The 24,514-nt window shown below is 50.4% G+C and carries 28 protein-coding genes; 17 read left to right on the top strand and 11 right to left on the bottom strand.

Annotated features, from left to right (window positions below; all coding sequences use genetic code 11):
• Nucleotides 1-8 precede the first annotated feature (8 nt).
• Complete coding sequence (gene alr, locus FCL42_RS06790) at nucleotides 9-1,091, top strand: alanine racemase (RefSeq protein ID WP_136862636.1); 1,083 nt, start codon at nucleotides 9-11, stop codon at nucleotides 1,089-1,091.
• 57 nt (nucleotides 1,092-1,148) lie between these two features.
• Here the strand turns inward: alr and FCL42_RS06785 are convergent, their stop codons facing one another.
• Complete coding sequence (locus FCL42_RS06785) at nucleotides 1,149-1,709, bottom strand: chalcone isomerase family protein (protein ID WP_169308315.1); 561 nt, start codon at nucleotides 1,707-1,709, stop codon at nucleotides 1,149-1,151.
• Nucleotides 1,710-2,452: 743 nt separating this feature from the next.
• Between FCL42_RS06785 and FCL42_RS21895 the strand changes: the two genes are divergently transcribed.
• The 3 genes from FCL42_RS21895 to FCL42_RS06770 are packed head-to-tail and all read left to right on the top strand — an operon-like array spanning nucleotide 2,453 to nucleotide 5,077.
• Nucleotides 2,453-2,983 carry a hypothetical protein gene (locus FCL42_RS21895; RefSeq protein ID WP_229359799.1) on the top strand — a complete coding sequence of 177 codons (531 nt, stop codon included), beginning with the start codon at nucleotides 2,453-2,455 and terminating at the stop codon, nucleotides 2,981-2,983.
• A gap of 54 nt (nucleotides 2,984-3,037) precedes the next feature.
• Complete coding sequence (locus tag FCL42_RS06775) at nucleotides 3,038-4,198, top strand: DUF5692 family protein (protein ID WP_205729235.1); 1,161 nt, start codon at nucleotides 3,038-3,040, stop codon at nucleotides 4,196-4,198.
• 42 nt (nucleotides 4,199-4,240) lie between these two features.
• Entirely contained in the window at nucleotides 4,241-5,077 is an 837-nt protein-coding gene (locus FCL42_RS06770; RefSeq protein WP_229359798.1) for a hypothetical protein, read from the top strand.
• 103 nt (nucleotides 5,078-5,180) lie between these two features.
• Here FCL42_RS06770 and FCL42_RS06765 read toward each other — a convergent pair whose 3' ends face one another.
• Together FCL42_RS06765 and FCL42_RS06760 are read right to left on the bottom strand one after the other, a co-directional pair.
• Entirely contained in the window at nucleotides 5,181-7,424 is a 2,244-nt protein-coding gene (locus FCL42_RS06765; protein ID WP_136862633.1) for a hybrid sensor histidine kinase/response regulator, read from the bottom strand.
• Nucleotides 7,421-8,398 carry a cytochrome-c peroxidase gene (locus FCL42_RS06760; RefSeq protein WP_169308314.1) on the bottom strand — a complete coding sequence of 326 codons (978 nt, stop codon included), beginning with the start codon at nucleotides 8,396-8,398 and terminating at the stop codon, nucleotides 7,421-7,423. The genes FCL42_RS06765 and FCL42_RS06760 overlap by 4 nt, the downstream gene beginning before the upstream one ends.
• A gap of 185 nt (nucleotides 8,399-8,583) precedes the next feature.
• Here FCL42_RS06760 and FCL42_RS06755 point away from each other — a divergent pair, with 185 nt between their 5' ends.
• Nucleotides 8,584-9,219: a helix-turn-helix transcriptional regulator gene (locus FCL42_RS06755; RefSeq protein ID WP_136862631.1), complete on the top strand. Its 636-nt coding sequence runs from the start codon at nucleotides 8,584-8,586 to the stop codon at nucleotides 9,217-9,219.
• A 74-nt stretch (nucleotides 9,220-9,293) separates the two neighbouring features.
• Here FCL42_RS06755 and FCL42_RS06750 read toward each other — a convergent pair whose 3' ends face one another.
• The 5 genes from FCL42_RS06750 to FCL42_RS06730 all read right to left on the bottom strand — a co-directional run bounded on the left by FCL42_RS06750 (nucleotide 9,294) and on the right by FCL42_RS06730 (nucleotide 13,232).
• Entirely contained in the window at nucleotides 9,294-10,886 is a 1,593-nt protein-coding gene (locus FCL42_RS06750; RefSeq protein ID WP_169308313.1) for a beta strand repeat-containing protein, read from the bottom strand.
• A 33-nt stretch (nucleotides 10,887-10,919) separates the two neighbouring features.
• Nucleotides 10,920-11,411 (bottom strand): hypothetical protein, encoded by a 492-nt coding sequence (locus FCL42_RS06745; RefSeq protein ID WP_136862629.1) that lies wholly within the window; start codon nucleotides 11,409-11,411, stop codon nucleotides 10,920-10,922.
• 275 nt (nucleotides 11,412-11,686) lie between these two features.
• Nucleotides 11,687-12,445: a CsgG/HfaB family protein gene (locus FCL42_RS06740; RefSeq protein WP_407644367.1), complete on the bottom strand. Its 759-nt coding sequence runs from the start codon at nucleotides 12,443-12,445 to the stop codon at nucleotides 11,687-11,689.
• Nucleotides 12,442-12,834, bottom strand: coding sequence for a curli assembly protein CsgF (locus tag FCL42_RS06735; RefSeq protein WP_136862627.1), 393 nt, complete (start codon nucleotides 12,832-12,834; stop codon nucleotides 12,442-12,444). The genes FCL42_RS06740 and FCL42_RS06735 overlap by 4 nt, the downstream gene beginning before the upstream one ends.
• A 14-nt stretch (nucleotides 12,835-12,848) precedes the next feature.
• Nucleotides 12,849-13,232, bottom strand: coding sequence for a curli production assembly/transport protein CsgE (locus FCL42_RS06730; RefSeq protein WP_136862626.1), 384 nt, complete (start codon nucleotides 13,230-13,232; stop codon nucleotides 12,849-12,851).
• A gap of 149 nt (nucleotides 13,233-13,381) precedes the next feature.
• On the opposite strand from FCL42_RS06730, the gene FCL42_RS06725 reads away from it, so the two are divergent.
• Nucleotides 13,382-13,795 (top strand): secondary thiamine-phosphate synthase enzyme YjbQ, encoded by a 414-nt coding sequence (locus tag FCL42_RS06725; RefSeq protein WP_136862625.1) that lies wholly within the window; start codon nucleotides 13,382-13,384, stop codon nucleotides 13,793-13,795.
• Between the two features lie 143 nt (nucleotides 13,796-13,938).
• Nucleotides 13,939-14,934, top strand: a complete 996-nt coding sequence (gene dusA / locus FCL42_RS06720) for a tRNA dihydrouridine(20/20a) synthase DusA (RefSeq protein ID WP_267873232.1) — start codon at nucleotides 13,939-13,941, stop codon at nucleotides 14,932-14,934.
• Here the strand turns inward: dusA and FCL42_RS06715 are convergent.
• Nucleotides 14,931-15,596: a Crp/Fnr family transcriptional regulator gene (locus tag FCL42_RS06715; protein WP_136862623.1), complete on the bottom strand. Its 666-nt coding sequence runs from the start codon at nucleotides 15,594-15,596 to the stop codon at nucleotides 14,931-14,933. The two genes, dusA and FCL42_RS06715, sit on opposite strands and share 4 nt — an antisense overlap.
• A 185-nt stretch (nucleotides 15,597-15,781) precedes the next feature.
• Between FCL42_RS06715 and deoD the strand changes: the two genes are divergently transcribed.
• The 3 genes from deoD (at nucleotide 15,782) to FCL42_RS06700 (ending at nucleotide 17,291) form a co-directional block, all read left to right on the top strand.
• Nucleotides 15,782-16,495 (top strand): purine-nucleoside phosphorylase, encoded by a 714-nt coding sequence (gene deoD, locus FCL42_RS06710; RefSeq protein ID WP_205729238.1) that lies wholly within the window; start codon nucleotides 15,782-15,784, stop codon nucleotides 16,493-16,495.
• A 208-nt stretch (nucleotides 16,496-16,703) separates the two neighbouring features.
• On the top strand, nucleotides 16,704-16,985 hold the full coding sequence (locus FCL42_RS06705; RefSeq protein WP_136862621.1) for a hypothetical protein: 282 nt from the start codon (nucleotides 16,704-16,706) through the stop codon (nucleotides 16,983-16,985).
• Between the two features lie 105 nt (nucleotides 16,986-17,090).
• The gene (locus tag FCL42_RS06700; protein WP_136862620.1) at nucleotides 17,091-17,291 is read left to right on the top strand and encodes a PspC domain-containing protein; all 201 of its coding nucleotides are present in this window, start codon (nucleotides 17,091-17,093) and stop codon (nucleotides 17,289-17,291) included.
• A 186-nt stretch (nucleotides 17,292-17,477) separates the two neighbouring features.
• Here FCL42_RS06700 and FCL42_RS06695 read toward each other — a convergent pair whose 3' ends face one another.
• Nucleotides 17,478-18,221: an enoyl-CoA hydratase/isomerase family protein gene (locus FCL42_RS06695; protein ID WP_136862619.1), complete on the bottom strand. Its 744-nt coding sequence runs from the start codon at nucleotides 18,219-18,221 to the stop codon at nucleotides 17,478-17,480.
• A gap of 61 nt (nucleotides 18,222-18,282) precedes the next feature.
• Between FCL42_RS06695 and FCL42_RS06690 the strand changes: the two genes are divergently transcribed.
• Genes FCL42_RS06690 through FCL42_RS06680 form a run of 3 tightly spaced genes read left to right on the top strand, consistent with a single transcriptional unit; the run spans nucleotide 18,283 to nucleotide 20,380 of the window.
• The gene (locus FCL42_RS06690; protein ID WP_136862618.1) at nucleotides 18,283-18,732 is read left to right on the top strand and encodes a copper chaperone PCu(A)C; all 450 of its coding nucleotides are present in this window, start codon (nucleotides 18,283-18,285) and stop codon (nucleotides 18,730-18,732) included.
• A gap of 9 nt (nucleotides 18,733-18,741) precedes the next feature.
• Nucleotides 18,742-19,710: a DUF2333 family protein gene (locus FCL42_RS06685; RefSeq protein WP_136862617.1), complete on the top strand. Its 969-nt coding sequence runs from the start codon at nucleotides 18,742-18,744 to the stop codon at nucleotides 19,708-19,710.
• A 4-nt stretch (nucleotides 19,711-19,714) separates the two neighbouring features.
• The gene (locus FCL42_RS06680; RefSeq protein WP_136862616.1) at nucleotides 19,715-20,380 is read left to right on the top strand and encodes a TIGR04219 family outer membrane beta-barrel protein; all 666 of its coding nucleotides are present in this window, start codon (nucleotides 19,715-19,717) and stop codon (nucleotides 20,378-20,380) included.
• 63 nt (nucleotides 20,381-20,443) lie between these two features.
• Here the strand turns inward: FCL42_RS06680 and tolC are convergent, their stop codons facing one another.
• Nucleotides 20,444-21,751, bottom strand: a complete 1,308-nt coding sequence (tolC, locus tag FCL42_RS06675) for an outer membrane channel protein TolC (RefSeq protein ID WP_136862615.1) — start codon at nucleotides 21,749-21,751, stop codon at nucleotides 20,444-20,446.
• A gap of 212 nt (nucleotides 21,752-21,963) precedes the next feature.
• On the opposite strand from tolC, the gene nudF reads away from it, so the two are divergent.
• From nudF to FCL42_RS06655, 4 genes are read left to right on the top strand one after another with little or no spacing between them, the layout of a single operon-like run.
• Nucleotides 21,964-22,584, top strand: a complete 621-nt coding sequence (nudF, locus tag FCL42_RS06670; protein WP_136862614.1) for an ADP-ribose diphosphatase — start codon at nucleotides 21,964-21,966, stop codon at nucleotides 22,582-22,584.
• A complete protein-coding gene (locus tag FCL42_RS06665) occupies nucleotides 22,585-23,019 on the top strand; it encodes a DUF1249 domain-containing protein (protein WP_136862613.1) in 435 nt (144 codons plus the stop codon).
• A gap of 8 nt (nucleotides 23,020-23,027) precedes the next feature.
• The gene (gene cpdA, locus FCL42_RS06660) at nucleotides 23,028-23,849 is read left to right on the top strand and encodes a 3',5'-cyclic-AMP phosphodiesterase (RefSeq protein ID WP_136862612.1); all 822 of its coding nucleotides are present in this window, start codon (nucleotides 23,028-23,030) and stop codon (nucleotides 23,847-23,849) included.
• A 42-nt stretch (nucleotides 23,850-23,891) separates the two neighbouring features.
• Entirely contained in the window at nucleotides 23,892-24,467 is a 576-nt protein-coding gene (locus FCL42_RS06655; RefSeq protein WP_136862611.1) for a YqiA/YcfP family alpha/beta fold hydrolase, read from the top strand.
• Nucleotides 24,468-24,514 lie beyond the last annotated feature (47 nt).

Below are 24,514 nucleotides of genomic sequence, written 5' to 3'. Positions count from 1 at the left end.
GAGCGCCAGTGCGTTTTTCTCCTGCGGCTGAGATTAGCCGCTCAGCCTTACTGCATAATCTAAAACGAATTCGACAACTTGCTCCTGAGGCCAATGTGATGGCGGTGGTCAAAGCCAACGCCTATGGTCACGGCTTAAAGACCTTGGCTCGCTGGCTTGACGATGCCGGCGTCAACGGCTTTGGCATGGCAAGGTTGGAGGAGGCGCTGTGCCTTCGTGAAGAGGGTATTGGTGCCAGAATGCTGCTGCTTGAAGGGGTGTTCTCCTCGGAAGATTTCGAGCTGGCGGCATCCCATCAGTTGGAAGTGGCGGTTCATGATATTGAACAGGTACGCCTGCTCGAGCAAGCGCAGTTAAGCCAACCGATCAAGGTGTGGATGAAGCTGGACACCGGCATGCATCGTTTAGGCATTCAGCCGGAAGAGTTCGAGTCTGTGTATCAGCGATTGAGTCAAGTCAGTCACCTCAAAGGCGACATCAATTTTATGACTCATTTCTCGGTTGCCGACGAAGCGGAAAATCCCCACACCGCCAGGCAGATTGCCCTGTTTAATCAATTGACCAAAGATCTGCCAGGCGAGCGTACTCTGGCGAATTCCGCCGGGGCGCTGGTATGGCCGGCTGCTCATGGGCAATGGGTTCGTACCGGTTTGGCACTTTATGGTGCCTCCCCAATGATTGCCGGGCGCAATCAGGACTTTGAGCTTAAACCTGTGATGACCATGAGATCAACGGTCTTAGCGGTTCGCACTTTAAAGTCCGGTCAGCCGGTGGGCTACGGTCAAACTTGGCGCAGTGGCCGAGATACTCGCTTGGCTGTGGTGGCCATGGGGTATGGTGATGGTTACCCTCGTCATGCGGTGAGTGGGACTCCAGTGCTGATTAATGGCAAACGCTATCCTCTGGTTGGTCGAGTGTCTATGGATATGCTAACGGTGGATATCGGTGACGATATGGTTGAGGTTGGTGATCCGGCGGTATTGTGGGGTAAAGGGTTGCCGGTTGAAGAGGTGGCGGAGTGTGCCACTACCATCCCTTATGAGCTGCTTTGCAGTACAACGGCTCGGGTTCAATATCATTACGTAGACTGAGCCTGCTGTTCACGCCACTGAAATGGTGTCAGTGGCGTGTCTATCATCGAAGTGGGATTATTCGCCCATCATCTCCTCTTTTAGATCATCGCTTAGCGGATCATCACCAAGCCAGATGCCCAAAAGAATACGGCGGAACTGTTCGTTGTTGATGGTGACCAACTGTTTGCCGTTTTTATATAGTGATACACCGGTGTCTGGCAGCGACACAATACGGAATTGATCGCCTTCACTCACGGGCTCACTAAAGGCGCCGGTGAATTGATTTACCATATCTTGAATTTGCGGCAGTTCATCTCCAGCGGAATTTTCAAATCCCTCTTCCATGCTGGCGGTGAGTTTCTCTGAAGTGATCATTGAAGAGAGAATATTCATCTGAATTGATGCAGGGGTTTCCCCAGCCATGATCTCGTCAGCAGTGAGTGGAGATTGGTTATAGAGGCTGCATACATACAGATCCATAAAGAACTTACTGCGAATACCAGCGCCGCGAAGCTGTTGCTGATTGTTCTCAATTACAATCTGATCTTGAATTGTAATATCAGCAATATCTAATGCGTAAGTGGGCGCAGCAAAGGTGCCGGCAATAATTAAACTGCTTAATAATAACTTCTTCATGAGTGTCACCATGTTTTGGGCGGATAGATTCCTTTAGAGTATATGCTCTAATCTGGCTTTTTAGTGACCATGATCAATTTTGAAGCCGATAAAAGCGAACCAAGCCAAGATGCAGCTCATGAACAGAGTTACCTGCGGTTTGTTTTTCTAAGAAGCAACAGGTCCTACCACTTTTAATTAAACGCCTGATAGGAGATAGCGTATTTCTTAAAAAAAATCAGGTTCGACTCATATTGCACGCCCCTCGATTAGAATAAAAACTCCATTTTGATCCCAGTCACGTTATTCCTTTAAAAACGGCATTAGAGTAAATGCACTAATTGGATAAATGAGGAAAGACGACAATGGGTATTCCTATTTCTACTTATGTCGTGTCGATGGTGGGATACATTGTATTCCTCCTAGTTCTTGTCGAATTTATGAGAAGAACACCACGATTCACTTTTGCATTTTGGCTACTGTCATTACTGACTGCTCCTCTTTGGGCCGATAACCTTGATGGTTGGTTCAGATGGGCTAAAACCGTCAGTGTATTAATTCCAACTGCAATTATTGTTGGTACCGCTCGATTAGCGTACCTCTACTACAATAGTCCCAATAGAATTCTAAAATTCTTCAGAAAAGATTGGGTACTTTGGTGCTTATACGGTGTTTTATTCTTAAATATTGCCGAAGCCACACTTAAAGACCTAGTAACTGCAAACTACTTCAACTTTGTTGCTGGTGTAGTTCTGCTGGTTACCATGCCTTTCCCTAAATATAAGAATGGTAAGCGTCAATACTGGTTGATTGGTAAAGACCAGCCTAATGACCTGTTGTTCTTCTCTACTGCTGCTTGGAACTTCCTGTACACCACCTGGAACATGGCGTTTGTATACGGTGAGAACCCAGGCTACTTCGCCAGCTCCTTCTGTATCTTGATGGCCGCAGAACTGTACCCAGTTCTGAAGAAGCGTCCAGAGCTATACATCATTGCTCGAGTGTACACCTTGGCATTCCACATCTTGGTTCGTGCCATGGGCGACCCGTTTGCCGAAGTTATGGATTCAACCCACTGGGCCAACGACACCGTGCTGATGGTATGGGGCGCAGCCAACATGATTCTGCACGTGGCTTACGTAGTCTGGTACTTCAAGAAGTTCCGCACTCCGAACGCCGAGGGTGGGCTAGAGCCTCCTGCCGGAAACAACACGCCACCTTTGGTTGTGGATGCCCGAACTGAGGAAAGCTCGCCACTGTTGGAAGGTCAAAAACCCATTATGGCTAGAGCCTAGGACAGTGCTGATGGCGGGTGGGCAACCGCTCGCCATCGTTAAGGATAAAGCATAATGAATACCGTTAAAGCATGGCTTTGGGGCACTCTGATTTGGATGCTTAGCCTCACCGCAGTTCAGGCAAATGACATTGATTTTGCTGACCAACTGCAGGGGCAAACTTGGCAGGGCACGATGGATGGTGACCCAGGACAGGGCAGCCTGTTCTTCCGAATGGAGTTTGCTGGTGGCGATAACGTCACCATCACCAAACAGTTTGGTGGTGCCAATGTCATCGAAGATCTGCGCTGGTTTGTGAGTGGTAACCAACTGGTTATCGAAGCGCAGCCGGAGCAGCAGATCCAAGACTTTAACGGCGCATCCATGGTGATGCAGTCTGTCGACCGCTTTATCTATACCAAAGACAATAAGAAGTTCATTGGTCATAAATACGTTGAATTACGCGCTTATGCCCACGTTCTCTTTGTCTTGATCGGGTTAATGGTGATGAACGAAGTTTGTCGCCGATTCAAATGGCCCACGGTGGTTATCTTTTTCGTCCTGCCCATTGTACTGATACCACTGTGGGCCAGCTATGGAGTGAGCTATTGGTTCAAATGGGTCAAGCTCTACTCGGTAGTTGGTGCTTGTGTTCTGTTTACTTTGATTCGATACACCAAAGTTGGCGAATACAAATGGGCGAAATTCGGTGCCGCAGGTTTCCTTGCGCTTAATATTGCTGAGGCGGTAACTCAAGATTTCAGTATGGGTTACACCGCCAACGTATTAAATGCAATTGGTGGCATCTTCTCGATTATTACTCTAACTGGATGGGCGCATATTCAAGCGGCGAAAACCAAAGAGAAAGATATGATCTGGCCGGCAATGACCACGTTCTGGATTATTGCCTATGACGTTTGGAACTTCGCCTTTGTTTATTTGAACTTCCCTGGCTCTGCTACGGCTCAGTTTATGGTACTGACCGCAGCGACCATTCCATCTCTGTTAATTACTAAGGGTACTTGGTTGCAAGCTCGCGCTTTCACCTTAGCCCTGTCCTTTATGTATTACTTCACCAATCCGGCCATGTACGAAAGTAACGTGGTGATGCTTCCTCGTAATGACGAATTGATGCTAGCGATTGGTGCGCTGAGTTTTGTCCTGAACTCCATCTTGTTTGTTCAGGTGTATGGCGCCAAGTGGCGCGCTTACAAGCTGTCAAAGGCGACGGCTTAAAAATTAAAAACATTTCTACTTAATAAGTACTTGGAGCATATGATGAAAAAGTTAACTGCTGTTGCCCTAGCGATGCTGAGTTTGTCTGCTGTTGCTGAAGAAGCCCCTGATATGGGTAACCCTACTGAGGTATACAACTACTTGGGCCTTTCTTATGGTAGTGAAGGTGCCAACCTGAAAGGGATGCGTGCTCTGTCAGAAGACAAAGGTGAGTATGCTCAGAAGACCGGTATTCTGTTCGAAGTGAAGAACATCTTTAACGAAAAAGATAAGTCTCCTAAGTTCTCTGGCGGTTTCGATATGGTACCTGGCGTAGGTCCGGTTCCAAGAATGAATGACGAAGCAGACAACCGTTCTTATCGTCTACGTTACGGCACCATCAACACCAAAAATGGTCTGGGTTGGTCTGTGGATGCGGTACTGGCTGATCACCCATTCTTCGGCACCATGTCTGTGATTCAAACTGGTCCAGTTGCGACCATTCCTGTGGGCGACAGCCTGTTGATCTGGCCAATCCTGTACGTGGGTGGCGTGATCGTTGAAGATAACACTGAAGACTTAGTTATGACCCCTGAGCAGGGCATGGCTCAGAAAATCCAAAGTGAAGGGGTGGATATCGCGTCTACCATCGCCACCGGTATGGTGTACGTGAAGTGGAGCATCACCGATAAGATTTGGATGCTGTCTAGCTACCAGTACACCAAAGAGCTGAGCGGTAAGTCTTGGGAAGACAGCATCATGGAAGGCGGTTTGCAGTTGGATGCAGACGTGACCGAAGTGTCCTTCGCTTACCAAGTGACTGACAAGCAAAACATCCGCGCATACTACAGCACTGCAAAGGACGACAGCTACTGGGTTGAATACAACTACGCGTTCTAATGCGGGCGTTACCTAAGAGGGTTGGTATCGCGCCATCTTAGGTTATCTCAATGAGTTTTCCTGAGTTTTTGGGGAGCCGGCTAGGGCTCCCCTTTTTTGTGCGTTAAGGTTGCTGCGAATCGGCAACAAGCTCGCTCTCGGGAGGCTGAGCGGTGATGAGCTCAGGGCACAGAGTGCTAATGCCATCCAGCAGGTGTTGGCGAGTGATGGGCTTGGTGATGCAGCCAGTAAAGCCGCACGCTTTGAGGTTGGGGTCTCGTTGAGACATCACATTGGCGGTTAAGGCGACGATCGGCATGCTCCGGTGCTGAGGATAACGCTGGCGAATCAAGCGGCAGGTTTCGTAGCCATCCATCTCTGGCATCTGAATGTCCAGTAACATCAAATCGAATTCTCGGGTCGTGAGCAGTTTTATGGCGCCTGCTCCGCTGTCGGTCACCTCAACCAAGGCACCCATTTTGGAGGCGATCTGTTTAGCGACGAGGCGATTGGTCATGACGTCGTCCACGATGAGAATTTGTTGTCCTTGTAAAGGGTTGTCCTGTTGACTTGACTCAAGTTGGGCGGGGCTATCAGGTTTAGAGACCAAAGAGATCAGTGCGTTAGGGCTAATGGGCAACGGAACGGAAACGTCACCGGAGTTGGGCGTCTCCTCTGAGTCTAACCGGAATACACGAATTTTATCCTCAACGCGAAACTGCGACCTGAGTTGTTGCCACTGTTGATAAGTATTTGCCGAGGTAGTGAGTACCACATTCGGTGGCGGACTTTGGTCGGTATAGTGGTCAATGACGCGGTAGTGATGGCGGCTAAGAATGTCTTTAAGGGCTCGCGTGCGAGTGGTGTTGGCACCAAGCAACAGTACCAGACCTTTATTGGGCTGATGCCCTGCATCGGGCGTTTCCATTGGCAAGGTGAACTCAAACCGACTGCCAACATTGGGCTGGCTTGAAACAGTGAGCTTACCGCCTAAAAGCTCCACTAAACTGTGGCTGATTGCCAAGCCTAAGCCGCTGCCGCCAAATCGTCGAGAGATACTGGAGTCTGCCTGAGTAAAGGCATCAAAAAGATGGGCTTGAGCGCTCTCGCTGATGCCAATGCCGGTGTCGATAACGCAGATTCTGAGTTGATTGGTGCCATGGTGAACTATTTTAAGTTCAATGTGGCCAGCCTCGGTAAACTTACAGGCGTTGCTCAAAAGGTTACACAGTACTTGATGAAGCCGAAAACGATCGCTATGTATGATGCGGGGAATTTTGGGATCGCAGTGTACCCAAAGTTCGAGTTTTTTATCTTTGCATTGTTTTTCAAACAGATGATGCAGTTCGTCTAACAGATCGTCCACGGCGAAATCAGCGTTGTCTAATTCTAATTTACCCGCCTTAAGCTTGGTGTGATCCATGATGTCATTGACTAGGCTCAGCAAGGTGGTTGAGGCTTGGCCAATGTGCTCTACCTGCTCATGTTGGGTGCGGTCCAGTTGACTCTGTTTTAATAGATCACTGAAGCCACTGATGGCGTTGAGAGGCGTGCGCATCTCATGACTCATGGTGGCTAAAAACAGGGTTTTTAATTCAGTAACGCGTTTCAATTCTCTATTGAGTTCACGCTCTTGTTGCAATCGTCTGATAAGGTCCAGGCCAATTGCGCCCAGCAGCAGGGCCAATAGGGCAGCCCCTAACCAACCTTGGCGGCTGGCGTTGGTGACTTTCTGCTTTTCAATTAGGGAAAAGTGCTCCTGCAGGGCCATCGGCACTTGGGCTTGCTGCAGTTGGCCAAGCCGAGAACGGTACAGGGCTAGCTCCCTTTGCAGCGCATTGCCGTGGGCGACAATTCGAGTTTGGATCAGCGGTGGAAGCACTTTTAGCAGTGTTAGTCGTTGTTGATTGCTGAGCTGAGCGTCATTGAGGTAATCGTGCTCCAACCAGAATGCCGACAGTTTCTGTCGGTCTTGTCCTGAAACTTGAACGCTACGCCGCTGCTGAGCTAGGGCTGTTGTCTGTACTTTTATGGCGACATGGTGACGAACAAGCGCGCCAAAATTATCGATGAACAGTTGCAGTTTTGTCCTAACCTGGCTCATTTGGGGCTGGCTGAGGGCCGCCGTTTGCAGCTGCTGTCGTAAGTAGTGAGTCAGCCAACCACTGAGGTCGACGTTATCTCGGCTGTTGGTGTTCAGCTCATTGAGCTCACTGATGGCGGTACTGACTAAAAACTGACTGGTTTTAATGGCTGCAAGTTGTTGGTCCAATTCTTTATTTTGCTGATATCTATTGGTCCAAAGTAGAACGATAGCGATGGCTAAGGTTGCGAAAACAACAGCAATGATTCGGTGAAGCCCGATCATTGGAGTTCCTCCAAAATTTTGGGCTTAGGCGCCGTAAGGGTATGGAGAAACTGAGTGAGGTTGTGGCGCTGATTGGAGGTGAGGGTGACGCCCAATTGGCTGATGGCCATCAACTCGACGGCATCGCTGAGTCCGGCAATGGAGCCATCATGAAAGTAGGGAGCCGTTTCAGCGATGTTTCTCAGGCTAGGAACGCGAAATACGTGGTTGTCTCGTGGGTCCTTGCTGACGCTATACAGCCCAGAGTCATTGTTTTTTGCATCGATGCGGTGGGTTAGGCCAAAGGATTGGTATAGATTGCCGCCAAAATTTACCCCTTGGTGGCAGTTGATGCAGCCGATGTCTTGAAATTGTTGCCAGCCTTGCAGTTCATCGCTGCTTAATCTGATTTCGCCCTTGAGGAATTGATCGAAACGGGAGTTTGGCGTTAGCAGTTGTGACTCAAAGTAATCGATGGCGTGCTTGATGTTGGCTTCGGTGATGCCATCGGAATAAAGCCGTTGAAATTGGGACTTGAGCTCCGAGTCCTGTTGTAGCTTGATCACGATATCTGGCCAGTTGCTGTCCATCTCTACTGGATTGTGCACCGGCCCGTCTATTTGAGTGTGTAAGTTGAATGCTCGCCCATCCCAGAACTGCATTGGATTTAGACTGGAGTTAAACACCGTGGGGCTGTTGCGCTCGCCAAGGCCATTGACCCCAGTGGAGACCATGGATGATTGGGCACCATAGTGGTGCAGTTCATGGCAGGTTGCGCAGCTGATTGCATTGTTACTGGAAAGTCTAGGATCTTGAAATAGTTGCCATCCAAGTCTGGCCAGTGAGAGATTGGCTGGTTCAGGCTCTGGAATGGGTAGCACACTGTGGTGTTTCGCCTGATTGAGTCGATTGATATCGAGGGAGGGAGAGTGAGTCACCTGCTGTGGGGTGCAGCCCAGCATCAGCCAAGGGATCACTGCTTTTATCCAACGCATTGTATCCATCCATAGATTAAAGCGTAGTCATTAACGTATAGAACGCTTTCATCCAGTTGTCGATGTGATCAAGTTGGCCTTATGACCGAGATCCATTGAATTGCATGCAAATTTCCATTAGCGTATGTCCCCTATTAACGAATCATTAACAATGTCAGTTGTGTCCTAGTGCTAAGGAATGGCCCATGATCGGTGACTACCATAAAGTGATTTTTGTCCAAGGGCAGGGCGAAGGGGCTTCAGTTCCCAAGCTGTGTGAAACCTTGGGGGTTGACGTTGAAATACTGTCAGAGCCTGAAGCCATTCACCATTTAGCCACAAATTGTGCTGGTGTTTTGATGATGGTGGAACAATCGGTCTGTTTCGAAGCATCAGGTGAGCTTGTGGACTGGATCCAGCAGGAGCTCCCTCAAAAAGCGTTCGCGCTTTATGGGGTGGAAAAGCATCATGTTGAGCCGGTGCAGTTATTGACGCTCGGCATTAAAGGGGTGCTGTACCAGTCGGATCGAATTGATCTGTCTCTATCGGCTTTGCAGGCTCTAATTTCAGGGGAGCTCTGGTATTCAAGATCGATTTTGGAGCAAGCGGTGGAGCAACTGGTGGTGTTTCATGCGCGAACCAATAAGCGCCAGCGTCAGGACATTCTTACCACCCGTGAGCAAGCCGTAGCTAGGCTGGTGGCTCTGGGGAATCGCAACAAAGAGATTGCTCGTAAGCTGTTTATCAGTGAGTACACGGTGAAGGCGCACCTGGCTTCCATCTTCAGGAAGACTGAGACCCGAAATCGAACCGAGTTGGTGAATAAGCTTGGGTTAAATTAGCGACTGAGTTGGGTGAGCAGAAATACAAAAGAGAGGCTAATGCCTCTCTTTTCATTCGGGGTTAGTCATTCAGCTTATGGGTTTAGCTGAGTAATGTTGGCTGCGTTGTTCATGCCGCCTTGGGTGATGTTAGCCACATTGCCCATGCCGTCTTGAGTAACGGTAGCCAAGTTGTCACCGGCACCAGACTGAGTCAACATAATGCTGTTGCCGCTGCCCACTTGAGAACCCAGTAAACGGTTGTTCGCGCCATCTTGAGTTACCGTTAAGCTGTTGTCGCCATCCATGATGAAGGCGCCGCTACCGTCAGCGGCGAAGATGCCGTTATTGGTGCCCAGCTGTTCAATATCAATGAGTGCTTGGCCATTACGTGCAATCAGGCTCAAGCTGTTCATCTCACCGTCTTGAATTACGTCAACGTCCAGATCGTTTGCATTTTTAAGTGCCACATTCGCGGTGTTCTGGTCGCCAGTCTGAGTGAAGTCGACGGTGGCCAAGTTAACATTGCTTTGATCCAGAATGAGATCATTACCCGCGGTTTCCGCGGTACTGTTCTGGGTAACGTTTAGGGTGACGCTTTGGTTACCGGCAAACTCACTGTCCAACAGTCGAGCATCGTTGCTGTCGCCATTTTGAGTCAAGTTAAAGTCGTTACCAACACCATCCGCAATAATGAACGTTAAGTTGCCATTGCCGTTTTGATCTACGGTTAGGCTGCTGTCACTTGAGAAGTATGAGCTGGCGTAGTCGATGCGGTTTCCTGCACCATCTTGATTCAGGTCATAGGTGATGTTGTCTGAAGCAAACACATCAATGTCCAAGGTATTGCTAGTACCAACCTGGGTGCTGGTCAGGGTGCTATCACTCACGCTTTGAGCTGAGGCTGTTGCAATATTGCTTGCGCTATTATCGCCATCAACACCTTGATTAAAGGTGATGTTGGTATTGCTCAGGTTGCGTCCCGTGGCGTTAACCATGTTGGAGGCGCCGTACTGTACGGAACTGATTGAGGCGTTGTCTGCGCTGGTCATCGCACCTGTTACGTTGTTGCCTTGGCCACTTTGTACAGAGCTAAATAGCGAGTTGTTGGTAACGTTAATGGCAGAAGTCAGGGTGGTGATGTTGCCTTCGCCAGTTTGGTTTACGGTGATTTCGGAGTTCTGGTAATCCAGTGCAGAGATGGTTTGGCTGTTGTCGGCACCGTTCTGATCCAGATCCAGCATGTTGCTATCGCCGCCTAAGTTAACGGTGATTTGGTTGCGGTCTGTGCTAATCGAGCTGTCAGCTTGCTGCAAAGAATCGATGGTGTTGTTGACGCCACTGGTTTCAATTTCAAGGAGTTGACCCTCTCCTTTACCCAGCCCAGCTTGACCAGCTTGGTTCAAAGTGAAGGTGTTATCAGCGCCGATGGTACCCGAGTTGTCATTCAAGAAGATCTCGTTGGCATCACCGCTTTGCGTCATGGTGGCTGTGTTTCCGGCTCCGGTAAATTCGCCGGTAAAGATGGCGTTATCGTTACCAACTTGCTCAACGGTTGCGGTGTTACCGCCCAGAGAGTCGTAGTTCATACCGTTACGGTCACCGGTTTGGGTAACGGTAATTTCGTCTGCGGCAATTGCACCAAAACCTGTGCCTGCTAGGGCTAGTGCCAAAATTGATAACTTCATTCCATGTTTCATCATCTAGATCCTCTAAGGGGGTTAATAGATACCGATAATCAGATCCTGCATGTTGCCTGTTTGCTTAATGGACAGAGCAGAATCCATAGGTTGTGGAGAGAAGACGCCCACATCCACTAAATTGGCGTCTCCGAGTTGCTGAATTTCGAGCTTATTTCCGACACCGAATTGCCCTAGGTAGGCCAGATTGTCATTGCCAATTTGGTCAATGCTCAGTTGATGGCCTTGGCCTATCTGCAGTGCCGCGACACGGTTTCCCTGTCCTTGCTGAGTGATGGTGACCTGCTGATTGTCTCCATCTTGCAAAAGGGCGATGAGGTTGCCTGAACCATTCTGAGACAGCTCTGCGTAATTGCGATTGCCCAGTTGACTAAGGTCAATACGGTTGTTGTGCTCGTGCGCTAGCAAACTCCCGACAGAGCGATCTGACAGCAACACCTGTAGGGGTAATGACAGGTCTTGAGCCAGGCTCGGGATGCAGACAAAAAACAGCAGAGCGATCAGAGTTTTCATGGCAACCTCATCTAAGTGAGTCCCTATGCTAAGGCGGGGGTTCTTTGTCAGCCATAGCCGATTTGGCGGGTTTTATATATGCAACTTAATCTGATTAAGTATTTGTTTTTAGTTGGTTTTTTCCTGTGGGTGATTGGGGCGAATTGATGGGCTAGTTCGGTAGGGTTAGCTTGAGCGCTCTGGCCTAATTCGGGATTTTATCCGTCAAAGTTATTCGCCAAAATCGGACACAAAAAAGGCGGCCCTTTGGCCGCCAAAATGGGCAACTTTTTGGCTTAGGTGCTGCTCCAATATCCTTTTTGCTGGCCACGTTCAATGATCTCAATTACGGCCGCTTCCAAGGCTTGCTTAACGCAAAGCTGTACTGGCTCATTGGTGGTGTATCCCGTTTCGGCCTCAGCAAGGCGGTTTAGGCTTAAATAGCGGAAAAAGCCGGCTCTGAGCTCCTGACTGAAGATCTGTTTGGTGGCGGAAACAGAGATAAGAACCTTGCCCGTGTGAGCATCCACAGCTCTTAGATAGAGGGTGATCTGATCTTTACGGAACAGTTCAGAGACGCCAATGCCATAGTATTCAAGACCGATGCCGCCGGTGCTGGTATCGGTGTCATAGGCGATGATGCCACCTTCAAACAGCAGCCGCGCATGGGCCAAGGTCGGCAGTTCCTGATCTTTATCTTGTTGCTGGCGGATGATCTTTCGCTCGGTCAGCAAGTTCTGCAAACCTTCCCGTTCTACCGGATCAAACCAGCCGGTATTGAGCAGGGTTTGCACCAGCATGGAGGTGGCGCCTTGGGTAACGGCAGTCGAGAACGAGCTGACGTTAGCTTGAGGCTTGTATTGCCCGGTTTGATCGCGAAAAGCGTAAACGGCCACCGGAATGGCAAATTTAGGTGTTGGCTGCTGTTGTAGTGCCAGCATTTCTGGGCTGATGGGGTCGATCTCTGCCGCTTCGGTAAAGATATCCGGCTTATTAATAGCGGCACACCCACTCAAGGTGAGTGCGGCGAAAAATAGGGTTAGGGCTCTCATCAGTATTCCACCCTCGGCATCACGATTTCAGTCACCTCACCGGTGGCGATGTCGGTAATGCGAACGATGATGTTGACCGGATCGGTGTCGAGCACCTCAACAATGTAATCACCGGTGTTATAGGTACCAGCGGTAAAATCGCCGTTGGTGATCTCTCGGGTCAGGCTGTACAGCAGATTGCGTTCGAGTGATTCTTGAAAGCGCTCGACAAAACTGGTCTCTGGACGGTCGACGGTATGGTCGTTCTGCGACTGAGCCTTGCTGAGCAGAAAACTGCCATTTAACGGGTTACCCCCAAAGCTGGGGTTGATGGGTTGGTAGCTCAGTTGGGTTGCCTGGCTGCCATAGCTGATGCTCACGCCAATAAACGTGATAAGCAAACGAGATTTCATAGCCGCTCCTTGCCTTACCATTGCTGTTCAGATTTTCCGAGCATGATGTTGGCCTTGATCTCCGTCACCTTGTCGATGGTGGCCAACATTCCCTGATCGGCTTTCTCTTTGATGTTGTTGTAGCGGCGTCCAAAGTAGGTTTCGAACACCTTCTGTTGGTTGACCTCTATCCACAGTTTGGTGCCAGCTTGGGGGTACACGGTTTCATGAACGGTGACAATAAACCCTTGCGTGTTGGGCAGGTCGCGCCAGTAGCCGGAGTAGTAGTAGAGGAACTCTTTACCAAATCGAGTGAGGGTGCGGTCCACCACAATGCCATCGAGCTCGATGTCACTGCTTTTGACCGGAGCGATAAATAGGAGAGTGCAGGCCAAAACCAGCCAGAAAAGACGTCCCATATCAAAGTCTCAACCCAATTGTTATTATGCGCAGCCAAGTTCCATGACCGCTGAGTGTGGCTAACATACGAGGGGGCGTGATTGAGTCCCATCCCTCAAAAGGAGGGTTTAAATAGGGGACGAACTAGTTCGAGTTTGAGGAGCAGCACATGAAGCAGTTTATGATTACCTTGGCAGAGCGGCCTCGCGGCTTTCATCTGATCAGTGATGAGTTGGAGCGGCAGTTGCCTCTGTCTGAGATCGGCTCCGGGTTGCTGCATCTTCAGTTGCAGCACACGTCGGCCAGCCTAACTCTCAATGAGAATTGCGACCCGACGGTTCGTGGCGACTTCAGTCGTTTCTTCGATCGCCTTGTTGCTGACGGCACCCCTTATTTTCAGCATGACTATGAAGGGGATGACGACATGCCCGCCCACATCAAAAGCAGTATTTTGGGCACCTCTCTGATGCTGCCGGTACGTCAAGGACGCTTGGGTCTGGGTACTTGGCAAGGGATCTATCTGGGAGAGCACCGGGACCATGGCGGCAAACGCAAAGTCTTGGTGACCTCTATTGGCGGCTAAGTAATTACAATTTCGCATCATTATTGGTGGCGAAAAAATGTTCGTTTAAGTCGTGTCTTTACCGGGGGATGCTCTGCTATAATCCCGCCCCCGAAATGCTCTTCAACAGAGCCGTGGTTTTCTTGAACAAACACAGGTGCGCTTTGAGTTACGCTGAACACAACTGCCGATTTTCCGTGGCCCCGATGCTGGATTGGACTGACAGACACTATCGCTACTTTGCGCGTCTGCTTTCTCGCAATACTCTGCTCTACACCGAGATGGTGACTACTGGTGCCATCATCCATGGCCGTGGAGATTTTTTGGAGTATAACCAGCAGGAGCATCCGGTGGCACTGCAGTTGGGAGGCAGCAATCCAAGTGAGCTGGCCCATTGTGCCAAGTTGGCCAGCGAGCGAGGCTATGATGAGATAAACTTGAACGTCGGTTGCCCTTCGGATCGGGTTCAAAACGGCCGCTTCGGTGCCTGTTTGATGGCCGAGCCTGAACTGGTTGCTGAATGTGTGGATGCCATGAAATCAGTGGTGGACCTGCCGGTAACCGTGAAGACTCGCATTGGCATCGACGAGCAGGACAGCTATGAGTTTTTGACTCGATTTATCGACATTGTGTCTGCCGCCGGTTGTCAGGATTTCACCATTCACGCTCGTAAAGCTTGGTTGTCTGGCTTAAGCCCGAAAGAGAACCGCGAGATTCCGCCTTTGGATTACGACCGAGCCTACCAGATTAAGCGGGATTACCCTCAGCTAACCATCGCTGTAAATGGCGGCATCAAGACCATTGAGGAGTGTCAAGGGCACCTACAGCACTTAGATGGTGTGATGGTTGGCCGAGAGGCGTACCAGAATCCCTACCTGTTGGCCTCTGTGGACAGTGAGATCTACGGTGATAGCACGCCGACGGTTGATCGCCGTGCCGTAGTAGAAGCCATGGTGCCCTACGTTGAACGCCATCTGGCCAACGGTGGTCGAGTAAACCACGTAACTCGCCATATGTTGGGGCTGTTTAATGGCTTACCGGGCGCTCGTAATTGGCGACGTACTCTGTCTGAGAAAGCCCACCTAAAAGACGCTCAGCCACAGCTACTTCTGGAGGCGATGGCCCACGTGGGTGAGCCAAAAGAGCTTGAGCTTAACTAAAGCGGATTGGCCGTCTCTTCTAAAAACTCAGTTAATCGTTGGCGATCGGTGATCGCCAACTGCCCCTGACGTTTCTCTATCAAGCCTTGCCTTATTAGCTGGGCGATGACTCGGCGATACACCCGCTGACCGCAGCCAAAGCGGGCTGCCTCTTGATAGCCCTTCATGTCAGCCAGTCCCTGCTGCTCTCGCTTTAGAAGATCCTCTGCAATGTTGTGCGCCAAAGGGTAGAGGCTACGACGAATGGCACTGTGCATCTGCTGCTGATAGTGGCAGGCCATCTGATTACTGAGCCACAAAGCGATGTTGGGCTCACTGAGTAGTAACTTCTCAAATTGGGCTCTGGGCAGCTTACGTACCGTTACCGGCTCCAATGGCACCACGTCAAATTGGCAGCATTCACCGGTGAGCAGTTCGATTTCGCCAAATAGTCGTTTCTCGACCCGCCAGATTCCAATTCCAAACTCTTTGCCGTTTTTAGCGGCGTAATGCAGGGTGAACTCCCCTTGGTCGATCCAGTACAGAGGATCGATGGACTGTCCCTGACGTAACATCGGCGTGTCCGGCTCGAAAACCTGACTCGGTAACGACATCGCTTCGATGGCGTCAATCAGTTGTTGGTGCCCTTGGGCGATGGCTTGTTGAAGTGGTGATTGCCCCACGTGTTGATGACTCCTTGATGCCAATTCCAATCTAGAACGGACTGCTATTGCTTGCTTAAACCGATCTGTTCTACTCCCTTAGCTGACCACATTCTTAATGGAATTGGTATAGGGGGACAATTGTCCTCATGGCCAGTGAGTTTTCCTTTTTACACTGCTGAGCGTACTGATGAAAAGAGGAAATAATCATGACTCCACACATTAATGCCAATGTTGGTGATTTTGCAGAACTGGTGCTGTTTCCAGGAGATCCACTGCGCGCCGAGTACATTGCTAATGCCTTTTTGGAAGATGCGGTTCAGGTGACGGATGTGCGCAACATGCTTGGATTTACCGGCTACTACCAAGGACATAGAGTATCGGTCATGGGCCACGGCATGGGAATTCCATCCATCTCTATTTATGCCGAAGAGTTGATTCGTCACTACGGGGTGAAGAGGTTGATTCGAATTGGCAGCTGCGGCGGTGTTGCCGATGATCTTAAGCTTCGCGATCTGGTGGTAGCGACTGGGGCGGGGACGGCATCATTGACCAACCGCACTCGGTTTGCCGGTTATGATTATGCCGCGGTTCCTGATTTTGAGCTGACCGCAGCCTGTTATCAGCAGGCGAAACAGCGTGATCTTAACGCGCGTTTTGGCAACGTATTCACCAACGATCTGTTCTATGGTCGAGATGCAGCACTGCTGCCAGCGATGCAGCGTATGGGGGTGTTGGCCGTTGAGATGGAGGCCGCCGCTCTCTATGCCATCGCCGCTGAACAAAGGGTACAGGCGTTGACCATTTTAACCGTGTCCGATCACCTGCTGCATACGGAGGAGACCAGTGCCGACGAGCGTCAGAGCAGCTTCAATGAGATGGTGGAGCTGGCATTAGCCACCGGCGTTGCCGCTGGCTAATTACTCGGGATTACTGCCCCTTTATTTCGATCGCTAGCGATTTTCACTAAGGGTTGGTGAGGATCGCTACTTTTCATTAACATCCCGCTGTTGCTCCATTTTTAACGCCTACCGAAAACAAGCTTTCTCCTTTAAATACATTGGCTTAAAAACTTGGCACGCCCATTGAATAGTCAAGGGTGTATTTAACTTAACCGAGGAAGAAGCCATGAAAACCGTATCTAACACCAAATCCATTGTCGCTCTGTTTTTAGGTTCCATGTTGTTCAGTGGTTACAGCGTCGCTGACGTAAAACAGGAAGCCCGCGATGGAGTTCAGCAGCAACTGAACAAACAGATTGAACAGGTCAATTACTCCATGAATCAGCAACTGAAACAGGACGTTCGTTTGTACAGCGCGGTTGGGTTGTACAGCGTTGAGCCGGAGCTGGTTTTGGTGAAGTCTGAGCCGAAACTGACGGCATCTACTGCCATCGGTGATGAGGAGTGATAGCCAGTTTTACCCCGTTATTGTTATGCGCATTGCCGGTTCTAGGCTGGCTACTGACCGCAGTGGGGGTGTGGTGTTATCAAGAGTGGTAACTAGGGAGAGAAGATGAACAAGTTAACGCGAGATACAAATAAAGGTTGGTTGACAGGGATGTTTGCAGGTTTGTGCGGCTATTTAGGGCTGAGCCTGTTCTGGTGCCGAGTGGTGTTTATCGCCTTCGCGATGTTTGAGCCCATCACGGCGACCTTGGTATATGCGGTGGCGGCATTCTTGATGCCGAAGCGCAAATGCCGTTCATATTACTAATTTTACTGCTGTGCCTTGCCGCGGTGACCCTAGTGGAACCGATGTGGCTGGCATGGTGGTGGCAAGATTTTGGCAACTGGGCACTGATTGTCTTACTTGTGCTAATTACCTGGGGTGGGTACTGGCACTGGAAACGGTAATCGGCGAGGCTTCCGCTAGCCCTCCTAGGAGGCCTCGCCACCTAATTCACTGACTGCGTTTCAGCAGGGCTGCGAATAGGGCTTGGGTTTCCTGACTTGAGAGTCGCTGGGCTAAGCCATCAAATTCGGTTTGCAGCACCGAACTCAGTTGAGGCTGAGAGAGTTTAAGCAGGGCTTTGGCGTGCTGCATCGCTTGAGGCGGGCGACTGGCAAATTTCTGGGCGTATTCCATGGCCAGCGTTATCAGCTCTTCAGGGGCACAGCTGTGATTGACTAAGCCTACTTGCTTGGCCTTTTCCACGTCGAAAGGTTCGCCTAGCAGAAGCAGCTCTGCTGCCAGAGGGCCGCCACACATTTGGGGAATCAGGGTACTGGAGCCCGCTTCTGGTACGATGCCTAAGTTAACAAACGGCATGGCAAATTTGGCGTTATCGGCGGCGATCACCATGTCGCAATGGGGCAACAGGGTTACGCCTACACCGACGGCGCTGCCTCCCACCGCGGCAATCAAAGGCTTGCGCAGTTTGGGCAGCACCTTGATGAACTTGACCGCTTGATTGGATTCACCAAACTCACCTTCGACAAAGTTGGACAGGTCGTTACCCGCAGTGAAGCAGTCTTGCTGACCTCGAATTAAATAAGCTCGAATATTATCGTCTTCGTCCGCCGCTAACAGTTGGTTACGAAGCTCGGTATACATCTGTTGTGTCAGTGCATTACGCTTGTCGGGGCGGTTGATGGTCAGTACCATGACATGACCGTCGACACTGATGTCGATTTGGGAAGCCATAACCTCTCCTCTCCATGGAAGGTGAACAAAATATGTACCAAGGAAGTGTAAGGGAATCAAAATGAAATTCAAACAACTGTTTGCTTGGTCAGCGCTCCTGACTGCGGTTAGCTTTTCCAGTTTGGCTGAGGTGAGCGTTGAACAGCCGCAGGTTCGTGAGATGCCACCTGGGGTGCCTAACACGGCTGCCTACATGGTTTTGACCAGCCAAGACAGCGATACGGCTCTGATTGGCGCCGATTGTGACATTGCTGGGCGTACCGAGATCCACACTATGTTCACAGAAAATGGTTTGATGAAGATGCGTCGCATCGAAAAGATTACCCTTCCTAAGGGAGAGCAGATTACACTGCACCAAGGTCGTGACCATCTGATGTTATTGCAACTGACTAAACAACCACTTGCGGGTGAAACTGTGACCTGCGAATTGCACTTTGATGGGCAGAAGTCGCAGCAAGTTAAGTTGCCAATCGTCAACTTGAATGAGCACGCCCACCACCACCACCATTAAGGGGAAGTTATGGTTTCAGTTACTCGAAAGCAGGTAGGAATTACCACAGCCGTTGTTGTTGTACTGATGTGGCTGATTGGGGTGTGGTGGAGCTTTGAGCCTGCTCCAATTAAACAGGAACAGTTGCGCCACTCACCAGAGGTGACGGGCTACGCCACCACCACGGCCGCCATTCTTATCGCGGAAACCTTATTGGATAAACCTGGTGGGTTCCTCTCCAATGACAAGCTGCCACCTTCGGTACTTTTGGACAACATGCCCGCTTTTGAATTTGGGGCGTTGGAGCAGCTTCGCGACCTGACCTTGGTAATGCGTAAAGACTTGGCGCGTTCTCAGTCTCAGTCTACGGAAGATCCGGATCTGATTCAGGCGCAGCCTAAGTTCAATATTGATCACCGCAGTTGGCTGGTGCCCCGTGCTGAGTCGGAATATCGTCAAGGTATTGAAGCATTAACCCGCTATCGTGACCGCATGGTGAACCCTAACGACCCGAGCGCCCAATTTTATGCCCGTGCCGATAACTTAGTGGCGGTACTGGATCAGGTAGAGAAGCGTTTGGGCAGTTTGTCTCAGCGCCTTTCGGCGAGTGTGGGTCAAGAACGTCTTAATACGGATCTGGCTGGCGATGCCGCAGCAACTCGCTCTACAGGGGCTCAATTCGATCAGCGCGTGCAGACCAGCTGGTGGAAGATTGACGACGTATTTTATGAATCTCGAGGCAGCACCTGGGCGCTACTGGCGATCATGCGCGGTATCGAGCAAGATTTTGCTCCAGTACTGGAGAAGAAAAACGCCAAAGTGAGCCTGCAACAGATCATTCGTGAGCTTGAATCGACGCAACAAGCGGTTTGGAGCCCGATGATTCTCAATGGCAGTGGCTTTGGGTTTGTGGCCAACCACTCTTTGGTGATGGCCAACTACATTAGTCGTGCTAATGCGGCACTGATTGACCTTAAACAACTGTTAAATCAAGGATAAAACCATGCGCCAACAACTTGGCCTTATCGCACTCTGTGTTTCCGCTGCCATCAGCACTTCCGCTCAAGCCGACGCTCTTGGCATCAAATTGGGTTTGGACCTTCAGCAAAGTGAAGTTGAGGGCAATGTACGCGGCGCCGATCAGGGCTGGGATGACAGCTATCGTGTTTCTGGTTACGTGGCTTTTGAACACTTTATTCCTCTCGTTCCGAACGTGATGATTCGTCACAATCAGCAAGAGAGTGATGGTAACAATGCTTTAGCCGCCGATCTGACCAATACCGACTTCGTGCTGTACTACGAGTTGTTGGATAACGGTGTTGTGTCTCTGGATGTGGGCGCAAACTACCGTATCTATGATGGTGAAGTAAGTCGCGATAGCTTTAGCTCCGACACGCTCGATGACGGCACCATTTTGGGTTATGCCAAGGGCCAAGTGAACTTAGTAGGTACTGGGTTGTTTGCGTTTGTGGATGTCTCTGCAGGCGGCTTCGATGATAAGTCCATCAGTGACTATCAGGTGGGCCTTGGCTGGAACTTAGACATGCTGGCCATCGATCTCAACATCAAAGGCGGCTACCGTCAGCACAGCTTCGATGTTCAGGACTGGGGAACCAACACTGACCTTGAGTTTAGTGGCTACTTTGTTGGTGCAGAAATTCACTTCTAAGTCAGTTACGAGCATAAAAAAACCGCCATCGCTGGCGGTTTTTTTGTCTCTGATAATTCGGGCTTATTTCAGGCCTTGGTTAATCAGTTTTACGTCTTCATCACTTAGTGTACCGGCCGCTTGCTTCAGGGACAGTACCGCTAGAATGTAGTTGTAACGAGCGTCCGCAAGCTGCTGCTTGGCGCTGTACAACTGACGGGTAGAGTTCAGTACGTCAACGATGGTACGAGTACCCACTTCGAAGCCCGCTTCGGTTGCTTTCAGCGCGCTCTCTGCAGACACAACGGATTGTTGGTAAGCGTTGATGGTGCTGATGGACGCCTTAACGTTGTTCAAGCTGTTACGCAGGTTACGTACTACCGAGCGATGGGTCTCTTCCAGAGCCTGAGAGGAGGCAACGAAGTTGTACTTCGCTTGCTCAACTTGGCTGGATACGGAGAAACCGGAGAAGATTGGCACCTTGAGCTCAACGGCTACGTTACCCGTGGTATCGTTGCTGATGAAGCCAGCTCGGTCATCCTGATCGAATGCCTTAGTAACACCAGCAGTAACGCCGATGCTTGGTAGGTGGCCGGTTTTAGCCAGCTCAATGCGCTCTTTGGCGATGTCCACACCTAGGCGGCGGCTCAGTAGCTCTAGGCTGCTCTCTTCACCCAAGTTTAACCACGCGTCGTGGGTGGTTGGAGTTGGCTGAGAGGGGCTAAAGCGGTCGGTATCCAGAACTGCCAGGTCTTCGTGGGCCAGGCCGGTGATTTCGCGTAGACCTTCGTAGCTGTTTTCCAGCGTGTTTTGAGCGTTAATTTCGTCAGCCACGGCCAAGTCGAACTGAGCCTGAGCTTCGTGTACGTCGGTGATGGCGGTTAGGCCAACGGCGAAACGCTGCTTGGTTTGCTCCAACTGGCGCTCAATGGCACGCTTATTGGCTTGAACAAATTCCAGTGCGTCTTGCGCTGACAACACGGCGAAGTAAGCGTTGGCAACACGCACTACCAAGCTTTGCACCGCCAGAGCGTAGTTGGCGTCAGCCTGAGAGGCTTGTTTCTCAGACAGGGCAAGATTCACGTAGTTGGCGTGATCGTAGATGCTCTGACTCAGGGTGATGCCTGCGGTGCCACTTGCATCGCCGGACTCGCTCAAATCATCATTCCAGCCTTGGCTGTACCCCAGTGAACCAGAGATGAATGGCAGCAAGCTAGCGCGGCTTTGATCGATTGCCTCAAAAGCGGAATCGCGGGTGGCTTTTGATTGCAGTAGTACAGGGTCTTTGGTGAGAGCCTGTTGGTAGATCTGATAGAGATCGTCCGCTTGGGCGGGTAGGGTCGCACTGGCTAAGCCCAGTGCAATGGTCATTGCTCGAAATTTGAAGCGCATTCCAATTCCTTAAAGTAAATACAAAGCAGGCCTGCACGATGGCAAGCTAATACTGTAGGGCTGGGAAACCCTGTTAATCCCAAGACGACCTTGACTTTGACGTGGATAGTAAACTGAATTGAACCTACCTAAGTCAACCTCTTTAATTCCCTAAATGTAACACTTTGTGGGAGGATGAAGGGCATTGCGCATTAAAATCAAAGGCTTAAATAATGAGCGACAAAAGTAATGAAACATTAGTGTCTGAAAATATTGAAGTTTTGTCTGAGTCGGTTGCCTATCAAGGTTTTTTTCAAATCTTGACAAAAACCGTGAATTATCCGCTGTTTGCTGGCGGCATGAGCGGCCCTGTTACCCGAGAGGTGTTTGAGCGTGGCGACGCGGTGGTGGTGCTGCCTTATGACCCTGTGCGAGACGAAGTGGTATTGATCCAACAACTGCGGGTACCAGTAATAGGGAAAAGCGATAACCCTTGGCTATACGAACTGGCTGCGGGAATGATCGAGCCTGGTGAGTCAGAGCTTGAAGTCGCACACCGAGAGCTTGAGGAGGAGACCGGCTTAATCGCAGCGAAAATGCTGCCAATTAACCGTCATTTTTCCAGTCCTGGAGGTACCTCTGAGCGGTTGCAGCTGTTCCTTGCAATAGTGGATGCCGCAAATGCCAAGGGCATTCATGGTTTGGAAGATGAGAATGAAGACATTCGCGTTCAAGTTGTGACTCGCGAACTGGCCTATGAGTGGGTAGAGCAGGGTAAAATTGATAATGCCAGTAGCGTGATTGGGCTACAATGGCTGCAATTACATCATCAACAAGTAAGGTCTGAGGCCTAAATGGTAAAGAAGCGCCACTCTTTGGTTCGGTTACATCAACTCTACGCGCGCAACTACTTGCGTTTGTCGTCGTTGGTGCCTGCAGAGGTGGCTGAAGGTGCACGATGGCATCTTCATTTAAGTTCCAGTATCGAATTGGGGCTAAAGTTAGTAGAGCAAACCAAGTACACACAGGTTATTGAGATTCAACGTTGGTTGCCTGCGACCAATTGGTTGCAGATTCCAAGCATTTCCGTACGCCTTTATCACGATGCCCGAATGGCAGAAGTGTTAAGTGGGCAACAGATTTCTCAACTGCTACCGGTATATGATTGGCAGACTGCGCAAAGTGTCTTTGCCAAAGATCGGTATCAAGCCAATCTGTTTTTAGCTGAAATATTGGAATGTTTAGCGCCTAAGCGACTGCAATCGCTGATGGCAGCAGTCAAGGAGTAACTAGGCCATTGAGTGCTCGAACCAAGGTGATGCTTGAAGGGTTAGATCAGGAAACCATTCGCATTGCCCAACTTTCAGACCCTCATCTGCTTGCAGATAAAAGCGCAGATTTTTTGGGGCAGAACCCTTGGGACAGCTTCATGGCTGTACTCGAGATGATTGCATCCCTAAACCCGCACTTGCTTCTGGTCACCGGCGACATCAGCCAAGACCACACCCTGACTGCCTACCAACACTTTGCCGCTAGCGTGACTCAGCTCGGGGTGCCGGTGGCGTCTTTGCCTGGTAACCACGATGCGTTGGTTCGGATGCAGTCTGGCTTTGCCGGCAGCGGCATTATGATGAATGAACAGATCGATCTGGGGCATTGGCAACTGCTTCAACTAGACAGTACTCTGCCGCGGGTTCCCGCGGGTGCATTGAGTGAGGCCAGTTTGAATTGGTTAGACAGCACGTTGGGGCTTAGCGACAAGCCGACTCTGGTGGCACTGCATCATCACCCCATTGATACTGGCTGTAAGTGGCTGGATCAGCATCGCTTAGCCAACGGCAAGGAGTTGCTCAAGTGCGTGGAACAGCACAACCATGTCAAAGGGGTAGTGTGGGGACACGTGCATCAACAGGGCGATTACCAACTGAATCAAGCGCAATTGATGTCGGTGCCGTCCACGTCCATTCAGTTCAAACCTCAGTGTGATGACTTTACTCTGGATACCTTGCAGCCGGGCTTCCGTTTACTGGAGCTTCACCGCGATGATAGCATCAGCAGTCAAGTCTATCGTTTGCCGGGGGAGCGTTTCCTACCGGACATGTCGGTGTCGGGCTACTAGAGGCGTCGGCAAAGACCGGCGCAACACACTCTAAGGAAGCTCATGCTGCTTTATATTCACGGATTTAATAGCTCACCGGATTCCGCCAAGGCCCAAGCGGTGCGAGACTACGTTTCGCGCCATTACCCGAATCTGGTGGTAGAGATTCCCAAGTTAGCCACATCGCCCAATGAAGCGATGATTCAACTTGAGGCGATCGTGGCCAAGGCCAAAGAGCAGGGGCAGCCACTGCGATTTATCGGAAGCTCCTTAGGGGGCTATTTTTCCAGTTATCTGGCTGAGCGCCATGGGGGCAAGGCAGTGCTGATTAACCCCGCTGTCACGCCCTACGATCTGCTGCAGGATTACATTGGTCCTCAGACCAACCCCTATAGTGGTGAGCAGTTCGAAGTCAAAGCGGAACACATGCAGCAGCTTAAAGATTTGGATACGCCAGTGATTGAACATCCGGATCGATTCTTGGTGCTGCTTCAATCTGGTGATGAAGTGCTGGACTACCGCCAAGCGGTGGATAAATACCAGTGCGCTCTGATGGAGATTGAAGCCGGTGGCGACCACAGTTTTGTTAATTTCGAAAGGCACTTAGCGGCAATTTGTCGCTTTTTGGATTTGGCTTGATTGCCAGATTCAGAACTCGGTAACATGAGCAGCAATAATTTTTAAGT

This window comes from Ferrimonas aestuarii (genome assembly GCF_005116665.1).
Taxonomy (GTDB): domain Bacteria; phylum Pseudomonadota; class Gammaproteobacteria; order Enterobacterales; family Shewanellaceae; genus Ferrimonas; species Ferrimonas aestuarii.
The sequence above is the reverse complement of the archived record's forward strand: the minus strand, read 5'-3'. Positions and strand labels throughout refer to the sequence as shown.